At 63.1% G+C, this 13,015-nt stretch carries 15 protein-coding genes, 1 pseudogene and 1 riboswitch; of the genes and pseudogenes, 11 read left to right on the forward strand and 5 right to left on the reverse strand.

Annotated features, from left to right (window positions below; translation table 11 throughout):
* Positions 1-5: 5 nt before the first annotated feature.
* The 4 genes from thiS to thiC all read right to left on the reverse strand — a co-directional run bounded on the left by thiS (position 6) and on the right by thiC (position 3,787).
* Positions 6-203, reverse strand: coding sequence for a sulfur carrier protein ThiS (gene thiS / locus HMPREF2635_RS10265; protein ID WP_046648041.1), 198 nt, complete (start codon positions 201-203; stop codon positions 6-8).
* Positions 200-1,345, reverse strand: a complete 1,146-nt coding sequence (gene thiO, locus HMPREF2635_RS10270) for a glycine oxidase ThiO (protein ID WP_070821711.1) — start codon at positions 1,343-1,345, stop codon at positions 200-202. The genes thiS and thiO overlap by 4 nt, the downstream gene beginning before the upstream one ends.
* Positions 1,342-1,992: a thiamine phosphate synthase gene (locus HMPREF2635_RS10275; protein ID WP_070821712.1), complete on the reverse strand. Its 651-nt coding sequence runs from the start codon at positions 1,990-1,992 to the stop codon at positions 1,342-1,344. Before HMPREF2635_RS10275 ends, thiO begins: the two co-directional genes overlap by 4 nt.
* Positions 1,985-3,787, reverse strand: coding sequence for a phosphomethylpyrimidine synthase ThiC (gene thiC / locus HMPREF2635_RS10280; RefSeq protein ID WP_070701715.1), 1,803 nt, complete (start codon positions 3,785-3,787; stop codon positions 1,985-1,987). Before thiC ends, HMPREF2635_RS10275 begins: the two co-directional genes overlap by 8 nt.
* Positions 3,783-3,897, reverse strand: a riboswitch (TPP riboswitch). (Overlaps the previous gene by 5 nt.)
* Before the next feature lie 173 nt (positions 3,898-4,070).
* Here thiC and rplS point away from each other — a divergent pair.
* The 9 genes from rplS (at position 4,071) to HMPREF2635_RS10325 (ending at position 11,323) form a co-directional block, all read left to right on the forward strand.
* Positions 4,071-4,415: a 50S ribosomal protein L19 gene (gene rplS / locus HMPREF2635_RS10285; protein WP_046648044.1), complete on the forward strand. Its 345-nt coding sequence runs from the start codon at positions 4,071-4,073 to the stop codon at positions 4,413-4,415.
* Positions 4,416-4,651: 236 nt separating this feature from the next.
* Entirely contained in the window at positions 4,652-5,347 is a 696-nt protein-coding gene (lepB, locus tag HMPREF2635_RS10290) for a signal peptidase I (RefSeq protein ID WP_158396197.1), read from the forward strand.
* On the forward strand, positions 5,325-6,026 hold the full coding sequence (gene lepB / locus HMPREF2635_RS10295; protein WP_070821713.1) for a signal peptidase I: 702 nt from the start codon (positions 5,325-5,327) through the stop codon (positions 6,024-6,026). The genes lepB (HMPREF2635_RS10290) and lepB (HMPREF2635_RS10295) overlap by 23 nt, the downstream gene beginning before the upstream one ends.
* Before the next feature lie 5 nt (positions 6,027-6,031).
* On the forward strand, positions 6,032-6,673 hold the full coding sequence (locus HMPREF2635_RS10300; RefSeq protein ID WP_070821714.1) for a ribonuclease HII: 642 nt from the start codon (positions 6,032-6,034) through the stop codon (positions 6,671-6,673).
* Between the two features lie 87 nt (positions 6,674-6,760).
* Positions 6,761-7,066 carry a DUF2469 domain-containing protein gene (locus tag HMPREF2635_RS10305; RefSeq protein ID WP_005528899.1) on the forward strand — a complete coding sequence of 102 codons (306 nt, stop codon included), beginning with the start codon at positions 6,761-6,763 and terminating at the stop codon, positions 7,064-7,066.
* 207 nt (positions 7,067-7,273) lie between these two features.
* Positions 7,274-7,711, forward strand: coding sequence for a YraN family protein (locus HMPREF2635_RS10310; protein ID WP_070512622.1), 438 nt, complete (start codon positions 7,274-7,276; stop codon positions 7,709-7,711).
* Positions 7,698-9,221 (forward strand): YifB family Mg chelatase-like AAA ATPase, encoded by a 1,524-nt coding sequence (locus tag HMPREF2635_RS10315; RefSeq protein ID WP_070821715.1) that lies wholly within the window; start codon positions 7,698-7,700, stop codon positions 9,219-9,221. The genes HMPREF2635_RS10310 and HMPREF2635_RS10315 overlap by 14 nt, the downstream gene beginning before the upstream one ends.
* Positions 9,218-10,396 carry a DNA-processing protein DprA gene (gene dprA, locus HMPREF2635_RS10320; RefSeq protein WP_049155388.1) on the forward strand — a complete coding sequence of 393 codons (1,179 nt, stop codon included), beginning with the start codon at positions 9,218-9,220 and terminating at the stop codon, positions 10,394-10,396. Before HMPREF2635_RS10315 ends, dprA begins: the two co-directional genes overlap by 4 nt.
* Positions 10,397-10,411: 15 nt before the next feature.
* Positions 10,412-11,323 (forward strand): tyrosine recombinase XerC, encoded by a 912-nt coding sequence (locus HMPREF2635_RS10325; RefSeq protein ID WP_070545798.1) that lies wholly within the window; start codon positions 10,412-10,414, stop codon positions 11,321-11,323.
* Between the two features lie 91 nt (positions 11,324-11,414).
* Here HMPREF2635_RS10325 and HMPREF2635_RS13890 read toward each other — a convergent pair.
* Positions 11,415-11,591 (reverse strand): annotated as a pseudogene (locus tag HMPREF2635_RS13890) (peptidoglycan DD-metalloendopeptidase family protein); the annotation flags it as partial.
* Here HMPREF2635_RS13890 and HMPREF2635_RS13895 point away from each other — a divergent pair.
* Together HMPREF2635_RS13895 and rpsB are read left to right on the forward strand one after the other, a co-directional pair.
* A complete protein-coding gene (locus HMPREF2635_RS13895; protein WP_070821716.1) occupies positions 11,517-11,759 on the forward strand; it encodes a hypothetical protein in 243 nt (80 codons plus the stop codon). The pseudogene HMPREF2635_RS13890 and the gene HMPREF2635_RS13895 sit on opposite strands and share 75 nt — an antisense overlap.
* Before the next feature lie 427 nt (positions 11,760-12,186).
* Complete coding sequence (gene rpsB / locus HMPREF2635_RS10335) at positions 12,187-13,014, forward strand: 30S ribosomal protein S2 (RefSeq protein WP_010190382.1); 828 nt, start codon at positions 12,187-12,189, stop codon at positions 13,012-13,014.
* Position 13,015: the final 1 nt, after the last annotated feature.

Consider the following 13,015-nt stretch of genomic DNA (forward strand, 5'->3'; position numbering starts at 1 on the left):
AGTTTCTAGCCTCCCTGAACAGCGGTGAGGACTTCCACGGTCGCGCCTTCGGTGAGTGGGGTGGACTCCCACTGCGAGCGTGGAACGACCTGCTCGGACAGTGCCACGGCGGTGCCGTCGGCGTCGATGCCTTTTTCTTCCAGCAGTTGGGCGACGGTGTCTGCTGCCGTGTCATAGGGCTGACCGTTAAAGATCAGAATCATTGTTGCTCCTTGAGGTGTCGTAGGGGATCACATGCGGTGAGATCGATGCTGGGTTCGGTGCCTTCGATGAGCTCGCGGGTACAGCGCGCGGCCAGAGCCGTCAGCAGAATGCCGTGGCGGAAATAGCCGGTGGAGATGACGAGCTTGTCGCTGACGCGGCCGAGATACGGCAAGTCATCCGGAGTGCCAGGGCGGGCACCCGCGCTGGCCTCGAGGAATTCGCATTCTTCGATGGCGGGGAGGATGCGGATGGCGTCGCGAAGCAGCGCGTAGACACCGCCGGCCTGGGCCGTGGCAAGCGTGTCCTCGCGGGTTGTAGCGCCGACCGCGAGGGTGCCATCTCCGCGGGGGATGAGGTAGATGGGGCGGTCCTCCACGAAACCGCGGACCACGCGGGTGAGCAGCGGCTGGAGCTCGTCCGGTACGCGCAGTCGCAGGATATCTCCGTACACCGGGCGCAGGTGCAGCGGGGAATCTGTGAGCCCAGCCGCGGCTGCCCACTCGATATCGCGTGCCCCCAGGCCTGCAGCGAGCACCACATCGTCGGCGTGGAATTGGCCTGCGGGAGTGCTCACGACGCCAGTGGCGGCGTCAATAGACTGCGCTGCCGTGCGGAAGAAGCGCACCCCAAGACCCTGGGCAGCGCTGATGAGGGCAGCCGCCCACTGGCGGGGAAAGACCTGCGTGTCGCCCGGGATACTCACTGCAGCGGCCAAACGTGGCGAGAGTAAAGGTTCGGCACGCCGGGCCTCGCGCACGGTGATGCGCTCGACCTCCATGCCGTGGAGGGACTGATAGTCAGCCAGCTCGGTGAGATGCTGAGCATCCGCGCGGTCGGCGGCGACGACGAGTGTTCCCTCGGCGCGGTAGCCAGTGGGGACCTCCGTGTGGGCGGCAACCAGATCGATAAGCTCTGGGTACCACGCGCCGGAGGCACGCATCAGCGGGAAGAGAGGATCCTGCTGGTAGACCACCTCGGCGGCAGGGGCGAGCATGCCGCCGGCGAAGTGGGTAGCTCCGGAGGCTGGCGCCGGATCCAGCACCGTGACCTTAAAGCCCCGCGCGGCCAGTTCCACGGCGGTGGCCAGACCGATGACGCCCGCGCCGACGACGATGACTGAGGATTCAGAGCTAGTAGTCATCGCGCACCTTCATCAAAACCGGCAAGCAGCTCGCGGCAGTAGGCTTCCGGGTCCTCGGCGTGCATGATGCCGCGCACGACGGCTAGGCCGGCCACGCCGGTTGCCGCCAGATCGGCGGCATCGTCAGCAGTGACATCACCGATAGCCACGAGCGGTACGCGGGAGAGCTTCACCAACTCCGGGTAGGCGTGAAGTCCCAGCGGCGAGCGGCCGGAGTCCTTCGTTGGGGTCGCGCGGAACGGGCCGCAGCCGATGTAGTCAATGACATCTGCGACGTCATTGGCAGCCTCGACCAACTCGCGGGTGCCGGTGGTCAGACCGATAATCGCATCCGGCCCCAACAACGCGCGGGCGGCGGCCACGGGCAGATCGTCCTGGCCAACATGCACGCCGTGCACCGGCTCGCCGGCGTGGCGTAGGGCGGCGGCGACGTCGACGCGGTCGTCGATAAGCACACGCGTTTCTGGGTTGGCCTGTGCCACCGCGCGGGCTACCTCTCGACCCAGATGGTAGAGGTCGCGGGCGGAAATCGGCTTGGAGCGTACCTGTACCACCCCGGCACCGCCCCGGGCCGCTGCGGCAGCGATGCGCACGATCTCCGCAGGCGTGCCCTTGCCCGTGACGAAGTAGCAGCGAAGATCAGGCATGCGTGGTTTCTTCCTCCTGATAGAGCTGGGATCCCTGAGCCTTAAACTCTTCCGACATCTGCTTCTCACCGGCACGGGCAGCGGCCACAACCTCGGGATCGATGGCGCCCTTACCCGGGAAACTTGGCATACCAAGGGAATCGGAGAAGGTATCCCGGATGTCCTGGCTGATGCGCATAGAGCAGAACTTCGGGCCGCACATGGAGCAGAAGTGCGCGGTCTTCGCCGGCTCCGCGGGCAGGGTCTCGTCGTGGTAGGCCTGCGCGGTGTCTGGGTCGAGGGAGAGCGCGAACTGGTCGTGCCAGCGAAACTCAAAGCGAGCCTTGCTCATCGCGTCATCCCAGGCGCGCGCACCTGGGTGGCCCTTGGCCACGTCGGCCGCATGGGCGGCAAGCTTATAGGTGATGACGCCGGTCTTGACGTCATCGCGGTTGGGCAGCCCCAAGTGCTCCTTCGGGGTGACGTAGCACAGCATGGCCGTACCACCCATGGCGATGTGCGCCGCGCCAATGGCGGAGGTGATGTGGTCATAGCCCGGGGCAATATCGGTGACCAGCGGGCCCAGCGTGTAGAAGGGCGCATCGGAGGCCCAGTCCTGCTCGAGCTCGTTGTTTTCCTGAATCATGTTGAGCGGCACGTGCCCCGGGCCTTCCACCATGACCTGGACGTCGTACTCCCAGGCGCGCCGGGTGAGCTCACCGATGGTCTTGAGCTCGGCGAACTGGGCGGTGTCGTTGGCATCCGCTAGGGAGCCGGGGCGCAAGCCATCGCCGAGCGAGAAAGCGACGTCGTAGCGCGCAAAAATCTCACAGAGTTCGTCGAAGTTTTCATAGAGGAAGGACTCCTTATGGTGCGCCAGGCACCAGCCCGCCATGATAGAGCCGCCGCGGGAAACAATGCCGGTAACACGGTTCGTGGTCAACGGCACATAGGGCAGCAGCACGCCGGCGTGCACGGTCATGTAATCCACGCCCTGCTCGCACTGTTCGATGACGGTATCGCGGAAAATCTCCCACGTCAGGTCCTCAGCTACGCCGTTGACCTTCTCCAGCGCCTGGTAGATGGGCACGGTGCCGATGGGGACCGGTGAGTTGCGCAGGATCCACTCGCGCGTGGTGTGGATGTCATCACCGGTGGAGAGGTCCATAACGGTATCCGCGCCCCAGCGGGTGGCCCAGCGCAGCTTCGACACCTCTTCCTCAATGGAGGAGGTCACCGCGGAGTTGCCGATGTTGGCGTTGATCTTGGTCAGGAACTTGCGGCCGATAATCATCGGCTCCGACTCGGGGTGGTTGACGTTGTTAGGCAGGATGGCGCGGCCACGGGCGATCTCGGAACGCACGAACTCTGGGTCGCAGTGCTCGCGCAGAGCCACGAACTCCATCTCCTTGGTGACGATCCCCTGGCGTGCGTAGTGCATCTGGGTAACGCGCTTGCCTTCCTTCGCACGCAGCGGCTGGCGACGCTCCCCCTTCCACTCCAAGGAAGCCGCACCGCGGCGCTCGGCCGAGCGGCCATCGTCAGCAAGGTTGCGTGCGCGGCCCTCATACTCTTCAACGTCTCCGCGCTCCGCAATCCATTCGGCGCGCAGGGCCGGCAGGCCTACTTCAGGCTCACACTCCGGGCCGCGCGTGCGGTAGATGCGGAAGGGTTCGTTGGGCCCTGTGGGGGAATCATCCAGCTGGATCTCGGTCTCGGGCACCTCCAGACCTTTCTCCCGGATGGGGGAGTAGGAGTGCTTGGGGTGGATCTCGCCGGAGTCGGTGGACTGGATGGGGTTATGGGTAGCCGTCATGGCTGCTCCTCTCTTCCTTCGCTGGTGCTAACCAGACAGGTTCGAACGGTGCAGGCGCGGTATCAGCGCCACTCTCAGCCCACTTCCCGTGGGCACCCGTGGGGTATCAGTGCGTCACCCACCTTAGAGCCCCCGGTGGGCAGGTGTCAGGCGTTTGGGGCAATTTGTTCTGCGGGGGTGGGGTGTGGAAAGATAGCGATGTTCTGTGTAATAGGCACGAACCGGTCAGCCGCCTCGCGGTGGCGCCAGGGTCCTCTGTCTTAAACTGAAAAGGAAAACACCAATGGCAAACCTCATTGATAAGGTTGATGCAGCTTCGCTGCGCGACGATATCCCGTCCTTCCGCCCGGGCGATACCCTTGACGTCAACGTCAAGGTCATCGAGGGCAGCACCGAGCGTACCCAGCTCTTCAAGGGTGTCTGCATCCGCCGTCAGGGCGACGGCATCCGCGAGACCTTCACCGTGCGTAAGGTTTCCTTCGGCATCGGCGTTGAGCGTACCTTCCCGGTTCACTCCCCGAACATTGCCTCCATCGAGGTAGTTCGCCGCGGCCGCGTGCGCCGCGCGAAGCTGTACTACCTGCGCGACCTGCGTGGCAAGAAGGCCCGTATCAAGGAGCGCCGCTAATTTACAGCGCGTCACAGCCCTTCGCCTTATCCTCATCGCGAGGAAAGGTGAAGGGCTTTCTTTTTTGGCTTCATCCTTCTAGCGCGCGCCGCGCGGGGCCCACAAGGCCCGTGAGGATAAGACACATTGCTAGGATTTAGTCCGTGGAAAAAGAAAACGACTTTACTGAAGGTTCCCAGGGCGCTGGGGGAGAGGCGTCGGAAAGCGCGGCATCCCCAACTGAGGACAAGAAGCAGATGCCTTGGTTGCTGGAGACTGTCATCGTGGTGGTCTGTGTGCTCGCGGTCGTTGGAGTTTTCCAGAACTTCGTGGGCCGGCAGTATGTCATCCCGTCCGGCTCCATGGAGCCGACACTGCACGGCTGCGAAGGGTGTAACAACGACCGTATCTTCACCGAGAAGGTTTCCTATTACGGCGACAAGAGCCCGGAGCCTGGTGATGTCGTGGTCTTTAAGGGGACCCCGGACTGGGACAGCAATTGGGTGTCGCCACGCTCCGATAACCCGGTGATCCACCGTATCCAGGATGCCCTGAGCTACGTGTCGCTCACCCCGCCCGACGAGAACACCTTGGTAAAGCGCGTCATTGCCACCGGTGGCCAGACGGTGTCCTGCCAGGAGGGGGATCCGGCAGTCATGGTGGATGGCAAGCCTATTGAGCAGGATTATGTGCAGGATCCGCCAACCTATCGCGTTGATGAGACCACCGGTTCCTACGCCTGCGGCGGCGCGTATTTTGGCCCCGTGACCGTGCCTGAGGGAAATATCTGGGTAATGGGAGATAACCGCACGGCCTCCGCGGACTCGCGTTATCACATGCAGGACGAGTACCAAGGAACTATCCCGCTGGAGAACGTTCGCGGCAAGGTGATGTTCATCTTCTTCCCCTTCAACCGCATCGGTGGAGTCGATGACCCGGACATCCAGTCCTAGAATTCGCGATGTCTTATGGGCGCTGGCAGTTACCTTCGTGGCGCTGGCGCTGATTCAGGCCTTCGTGGGCAGGATGTACCTCATCCCGTCCTCCTCCATGGAACCCACACTGCATGGCTGCCCGGGATGTACGAATGACCGCATCGCCGTGCAGAAGGTGAGCTATTACTTCAACGACCCGCGTCCTGGGGAGGTCGTGGTCTTTTCCGGGCCAGACTCGTGGAACACGTCTTTTGAGGTGAAGCGTTCCCGCAACGTGCTCCTGCGCGGCATACAAAACCTTGGTGCCGCCGTGGGGCTCGTTCCCAACGGCGACAACATCTTGGTCAAGCGAGTCATCGCCACCGGCGGGCAGACCGTGTCATGCCAGGAGGGGGATCCAGCCGTGATGGTGGATGGCAAGCCCACCAACCAGGACTTCGTTCTGAATCCGCCGGAGATACCTGTTGATGAACGCGTGGGCTCGCAGGCCTGCGGTGGCGCCTACTTTGGTCCCGTCACGGTCCCGGAGGGTCACCTGTGGGTCATGGGAGACAATCGCACAAACTCGCTGGATTCGCGCGCTCACCTCGGAGACAAACTGCAGGGCACCGTACCCGTGGAGAACGTTCGCGGGAAGGTCGCCGCCGTGGTGATGCCGTTCAGCCGCGCCCAGACTATCGATGCTCAACCGGTGTAAACGCTATGCGCCGTCTCAAGCAGAAGAGAACCTATGAGGTTGCGCTCTCCAAGGCGGGGCTGGGGCCTGTCGCGGGGGTGGATGAAGCCGGGCGTGGGGCCTGCTGCGGGCCGGTGACGATTGCCGCGTGCATTTTGCCCGATCGCATCATTCCCGGTTTGGAGCGGCTCGATGACTCGAAGAAGCTCACGCCGGCGGCCAGGGAGAAGCTGGAGCCGCTGATCAAACGTCGCGCGCTGGCGTGGTCGGTGGTGCACGTGGGAGCAAAGGACATCGATGCCTTTGGCATCCAGCACGCCAACCTGTCGGGGATGCGCCGTGCGGTAGCACAGCTTAAGGTCCGCCCGGGCTATGTGCTGAGCGACGCCCTCTTTGTCCCCGGCCTGCCTACCCCGCAACTGCCGATCATCGGCGGTGATACTGCCGCACGCTGCATCGCTGCGGCAAGCGTTGTGGCCAAGGTGTCTCGTGATCGCTTGATGGATGAGCTCGCGCAGCGCTACCCGGGCTATGCCTTGGAATCGCATAAGGGGTATGGCACCGCCGCACACCAAGAGGCCATCGTGCAGTTGGGAGCGACGCCGGAGCACCGCATGAGTTATCGCAACGTTGCTAGCGCGCATGCGCAATTCCTCGCGCGCGCCTGAAGCCTGAGGCGGGGTGCGGGAACTAAGCTGGTGCTCAATCTGTGACACCGTGATCCCGGTTGATTGTGAGCGAAGGAGAAGCACACCGTGAGCGCTGAGGAACTCGATAACTACGAGGCTGAAGTCGAGCTGTCGCTGTACCGCGAATACCGCGATGTAGTCAGCCAATTCTCCTATGTGGTGGAAACCGAACGCAGGTTTTACCTGGCCAACGCGGTCGAGCTCATTCCGCATACATCGGGGCCGGACGTCTACTACGAGGTCCGTATGTCCGATGCATGGGTATGGGATATGTACCGCTCGGCGCGCTTTGTGCGCTACGTCCGTGTGATCACTTACAAGGACGTCAACATTGAAGAGCTGGACAAGCCGGACTTTGTCCTCCCAGAGTAAAGCTCATGTGCGGGGTGCGGGTGCCAATGAAGTGGTGAGCCCGGACTAGTTATCCACAGATTTGGTGTGGGGAGGCTCGAAGCTCTCGCCAGGGGGATGCCGAGTGAGGTGTTCTGGAAGTGCCGTAAGGGGGTGTGCGGCACAGGAATTGTCTTGTGTCGTGCTTGCGGCGTGTTGTCTACACGTTCAATTCCAAGGAGCACCATAATGACAAAAAATCTAGCGACTTCCGTGCATTCACCGAGCGTGGGGCAGACCATCCGCCCTGCGGATGCACTGGGGAAAGCGGGGGAGAAGTTCGCCGCTGACTTTTACCGAGCGCGCGGGGCTCAGGTGATAGCCGCGAACGTCCACTACCGCGTGGGCGAACTCGACCTCGTTGTGCGCGAGCCTGATGGAACCATCGTCTTCTGTGAAGTTAAAACCCGGGCAACCCGCAACTTTGGCGTGGCTGAAGCGGTAACACCGCGCAAGCTAAAGCGCCTTCGCAAGGCTGCCGCGCAGTGGCTGAGCGCAAGTCGGAGTACTACCCAGCCCTTAAGCAAGGTTCGCTTTGATGTACTCGGGCTCGTGTCCACAGGGGCTGAGAAGGGGGAAACCTTCGACGTGGAGTATTTCCAGGGAGTTGACCATGGCTCTCGGTAGGTGCGACACGATTGCGCTAGATGGCGTGCTGGCCAGGGTGGTCACCGTGGAAGCCAACGTGGGTCCCGGGCTTCCCGGTGTCCATGTGGTGGGACTGGGTGATGCCGCGATTTCGGAGTCGCGGGATCGCATCCGGACCGCGGTGAGCAACTCGCACCTACCGTGGCCGAAAACAAAGGTCGTGGTGTCCATGTCACCAGCATCGTTGCCCAAGGCCGGCGCACATTTCGATCTCCCCATGGCGCTGGCTATCTTAGCGGCAGGCCAGAGCGAGAAAAGTCGGCTCAGCGGGGCGCTCGTGCTCGGCGAGTTGGGACTGGACGGGCAGGTTCGCCCGGTCTCCGGCATCATCCCGGCGATTCTGGCGGCGCGCTCGCAAGGCTATGACACGCTGATCATTCCGGTTGGTAATGCGGCGGAAGCAGCATTGGTTCCCGGCATGCGAGTGCTGGTGGCCGAGACCCTCTGGGATGCTTTCACTTGGGTATGCGGGAGTGATTGCCTGCCGGACGCGCAGCTGATCACGCACGCTGCGGCGCCCGCGCGTGAACAGGTTGCAGACTTCAGCGAAGTAGCCGGACAGCGGGAAGCCAAGTGGGCAGCAGAGGTTGCCGCGGCTGGCGGCCATCACGTGATGATGGTGGGGCCACCCGGTTCCGGCAAATCGATGATTGCTTCGCGTTTGCCGGGCATCCTTCCGCGCTTGACCACGGAAGAAGCAGTGGAGGCTACCGCGATCCACTCGGTAGCGGGAGCCGTTGGCACCGCGATTTCCCGGGCGCCCTTCATCGCGCCGCACGCTTCGGTCACGAGGGCCGCGCTGATTGGCGGTGGATCGGGGCGCCCGCGGCCAGGTGCGGTGAGTCTGGCGCACCATGGAGTGCTCTTTCTCGACGAGGTCAGCGAGGTTCCGGCGCAAGTACTGGATAGCTTGCGCGCACCGCTGGAAGAAGGACAGGTGCGCCTGACTCGGGCTAGCCGCGAGGTAATTTTTCCCGCCCGCTTTCAACTGGTGTTGGCTGCGAACCCGTGCCGCTGTGGCGCTGAGGAACCGTCACGCTGCGAATGCCGGGCAGCAGACAGGATGAACTACCTATCCAACCTTTCGGGCCCATTGCGCGACCGCCTCGACATCATTGTGTCTTTGTCTGGGCAATCCGCGGTACTGCACCCAGAAGGGGAGGAAACCTCCGCAGACATTGCTCAACGTGTGTCCGCTGCCAGGGAACGGATGAAGGCGCGCTGGGAGGCCGATGGGCTGGGAAGCGTAGTCAATGGCGCCGTGTCCGCCTCCTACTTGCGACGTCATCGCCCAGCAGCGGAGTCGGCCATGATTATGCTTGCTGCCTACTTGGCTGAAGGGGAGCTCAGCCAGCGTGGGGTGGATCGTGTGCTGCGCTTGGCGTGGACGTTGGCGGACCTCGATGGAACCGCCCGTCCTGAGCTTGACCACGTCAGCCGCGCACTCGATCTCCGTGGCGCTGACACGATCGAAAGGCTGGCCGCATGAGCGAACTCAACGTGTCGACCAGCCGTCACACCTGGGCCTACCTCAACCGCGTGGTGGAAGGACCCTCACCAACCCTCCACGGTCTGCTGACCCAATACCCGGCTGAGGAGATAGCGCGAGGAATCTATAAGGGAGAGGACTGGATCGGACCCCTGCGGCAGGCTACGGCATCGCGGCGGGACTGGCTACGACAAGACGAAGACCTCGCCGCCGCAGAGGCGGTCGGAGCCCGGCTCATCACACTCGATGACGCGGAGTGGCCCGGGGAGGAATTTGCCCGTGCCTTTGGGTTCTACCACCAGGGGCTCGTCGATGCCCCGGCGACGTTTGATGACCAAGCAGTCCCGCCCCACAGCCTCTGGGTTCGCGGCGGGAACCTGCGCGAAGCGGTAGCCCAATCCGTTGCCCTGGTGGGCACGCGCGCCGTGAGCCGGTACGGCTGGGAGGTGGGCTCACTTCTGGCTGGTGGCCTCGCAGCGCACCAATGGACCGTGGTGTCCGGTGGGGCAGTGGGGGTTGATACAGCGGTGCACGAGGCAGCTCTCGACGCAGGTGGGCAGACCGTCGCGGTAGCAGCCTGCGGTATCGACATTTCCTACCCGGCGCGCAATGCGCGTCTCTTTGACAGGATCGCCGGGAATGGGTGCATCGTGTCCGAGTTCGCGCCGGGCACACGGCCACAGCGCTTCCGCTTCTTGTCCCGCAACCGCCTCGTGGCGGCGATGACCAGCGGCACCGTGGTGGTGGAAGCCGGGTTTCGTTCTGGTGCGTTAAACACGCTGAACTGGGCGGAGGCCCTGGGCCGGGTTGCCATGGCGGTACCGGGCCCAGTCACGACGTCTGGGTCCTTGGGGTGTCACCAACGCATCCAGGATGGGCGAGCGCAACTGGTGGCCTCAGTCGATGAAATACGCGGACTCGTGGGCAAAGTCGGGGAAGTAGACGCTGCGGGTCAGTATGAACTTGAGTTCCAGCCAACCCCGGTACAACGCTTGTCCCGCAATGAGCTCAAAGTGTATGACTCCACTCCGCCGGAAAGCGCGGAGGAAGGAGCGAGTGCGGAGGATATCGCGGCTGCTGCGGGAATGCGGGTGGCGCTGACCATCCACCTGCTCGTGGCGATGCAAAAGATGGGGGTGATAACGCGCTCGGGCGCGATGTGGCAGCGCACCTGAGTACACTCATGTGACATGAGTGGAGCAAGTGGTAACGCCGAACGGCGCGTGGGCGGCCAGCTGGAGGAAGCGATCGAGGACTTTGCGGATTACCAGCGCATTGTCCGCGGTCGCTCCGAGGCGACCGTCCGTGGCTACTGTTCAGACCTGCGCCTGCTGGCTGCCGACGTCCCGAGTTTCTCGTCTTTTACTCTGAACGCCCTCCGTGCCTGGCTGGCGGGTGCCGTCGATGAGGGAAAGTCTCGCTCCACGCTGGCACGGCGTACCGCGGCGGTGCGCGCCTTTTCCACGTGGGCCGCGCGCGAGGGGCACCTCGAGACTGATGTCGCCCAGCGCCTGGCTACGCCCAAGGTGGGCAAGCATCTGCCCACTGTGATGTCGCCCGCCGCCGCCGGGGAACTGATGGGCAATGCGGTCTCCGCCGATGAGATCCATTTCCTGCGTGATAGCGCCATGCTCGAGTTTCTCTATGCCACCGGTGCGCGCGTAGCCGAATTGGTGAGCCTGGATATCGGGGATGTGGATCTTTCCCGCCGCACCGCGCGCGTGACCGGTAAAGGCAATAAGCAGCGCGTCGTCCCCTTCGGGGATGCGGCCCACGACGCGCTGCGCGCCTGGCTGAAGACGGGGCGCCCCGAGCTCGCCGGCGAAACGGAAGCAGTCTTTGTGGGCACGCGCGGACGCCGAATCGATGCGCGCCAGGTGCGCCGCGTCGTCGAGCGCGCCGCACAAGTCACGGGCGCGCCGGGGCTCACCCCGCACGGCCTACGCCACTCCGCGGCTACGCACCTGCTCGAGGGCGGGGCCGATTTACGAATCGTGCAAGAGCTGCTTGGTCACTCGTCACTGCAGACCACGCAGGTCTATACGCACGTTTCTGCCCAGCGCCTGAAGGACGTCTACGCTCGCTCCCACCCGCGGGCTTGAGTCGAATGACGGGTTCGCCGAGGAGATCCAACGGGTTGATGTAGTCCTCGCGGCCTTTAATTGCGCCCCAATGGAGTCCCGGATAGCCGTCCACGGACGGCGCGAGTGTGCCGATCACGTCTCCTTCCTGTACTCGGTCACCTTTCTTAACCCGCGCGAACACTGGTTGATAAGTGGTGCGTAGGCCGTTGCCATGAGCAATCGAAAGGGCTGGCTTACCCGCTATGGAGCCTGCGAAGTACACAACGCCGTCGCCAGCGGCACGCACCTTACCGCCGACGGGCAGATCCAGATCGACACCGCGGTGCCCGGCCATCCACCGCTTCTCAGGAGGTTCGAAGCCACGCAAGACACGCGAAGCAACCGGCTCCCCAGTGGTGGGGTCGACGAAGGCGGCGGCGAGGGGGACGTCGGCAAGCGTGGCCCAGACGCATAGCAGGGCAGATAAACAAAGTAGACGGTGACGCATGATCTCAAGCCTGCGCGTGAGCGCGGCTCGAGGGAAGGGGCTGTGCTCCGCCTGTGGATAAACTGGTGCTGAAGAAACTCATGGTGCGCTAGGGAAAAGTTCGTTAAGCCTGTCAACAATCCAGCGGAGGTGATTCGGTCGCGTCGTTTGGAATCACCGTGTGTGCAGTACTAAGCTAGCCCACAGCAGTCTGTGCTCGGCACCGAATGGTTACCACATGGACTGACTACGCGCGGCGAAGTAGTCGCTTCCTGGGTTAAGGAAGAGACAGTCCGTGGTTGACGTGGTCCCCGGGATAATGGGGTGTTAACCAGGGCCTTCGTTGCTAGGGTGCGGGATAAAACACCGCACAATCTTTGCAAAACCGAAACAACATATAGAAAGCGAGCGAAACATGGCAGTCGTAACCATGCGCGAGCTCCTCGACGCTGGTGTCCACTTCGGTCACCAGACCCGTCGCTGGAACCCGAAGATGAAGCGCTTCATCTTCACCGACCGTAACGGCATCTACATCATCGACCTGCAGCAGACGCTGACCTACATCGATGAGGCCTTCGAGTTCGTGAAGGAGACCGTCGCACACGGCGGCACCATCCTCTTCGTTGGTACCAAGAAGCAGGCTCAGGAAGCCGTTGCTGAAGAAGCTTCCCGCGTTGGTATGCCGTACGTGAACCACCGCTGGCTCGGTGGCATGCTCACCAACTTCCAGACCGTCTCCAAGCGCCTGAAGCGCATGAAGGAGCTGCAGGCTATGGATGCAGCTGAGGACGGCTACAAGGGCCGCACCAAGAAGGAAGTTCTGATGCTGACCCGCGAGCGCACCAAGCTGGAGCGCGTCCTGGGTGGTATCTCCGATATGACCAAGGCTCCGTCCGCACTGTGGATCGTTGACACCAACAAGGAGCACATCGCGGTCAAGGAAGCCCAGAAGCTTAACATCCCGGTTGTTGCCATCCTGGACACCAACTGCGACCCGGATGAGGTCGACTTCCCGATTCCGGGCAACGACGACGCTATCCGCGCCACCAAGCTGCTCTCCGGCATCATCGCCACCGCTGTGGATGAGGGCAAGAAGGCTCGCGAGGAGCGCCAGCTTGCACAGGCCAAGGAGGCTGCCGGCGACACCGCTGAGAAGGACGCCCGCGACGCCGCTGAGGCTGCCGCTGCGTCTGACCCGGCTTCCGCTGAGAAGTCCGAGGACGCCGAGAAGTCCGCAGAGTAAT

Origin of the sequence: Corynebacterium sp. HMSC035E02, assembly GCF_001836065.1 — a bacterium.
Lineage (GTDB): Bacteria > Actinomycetota > Actinomycetes > Mycobacteriales > Mycobacteriaceae > Corynebacterium > Corynebacterium hiratae.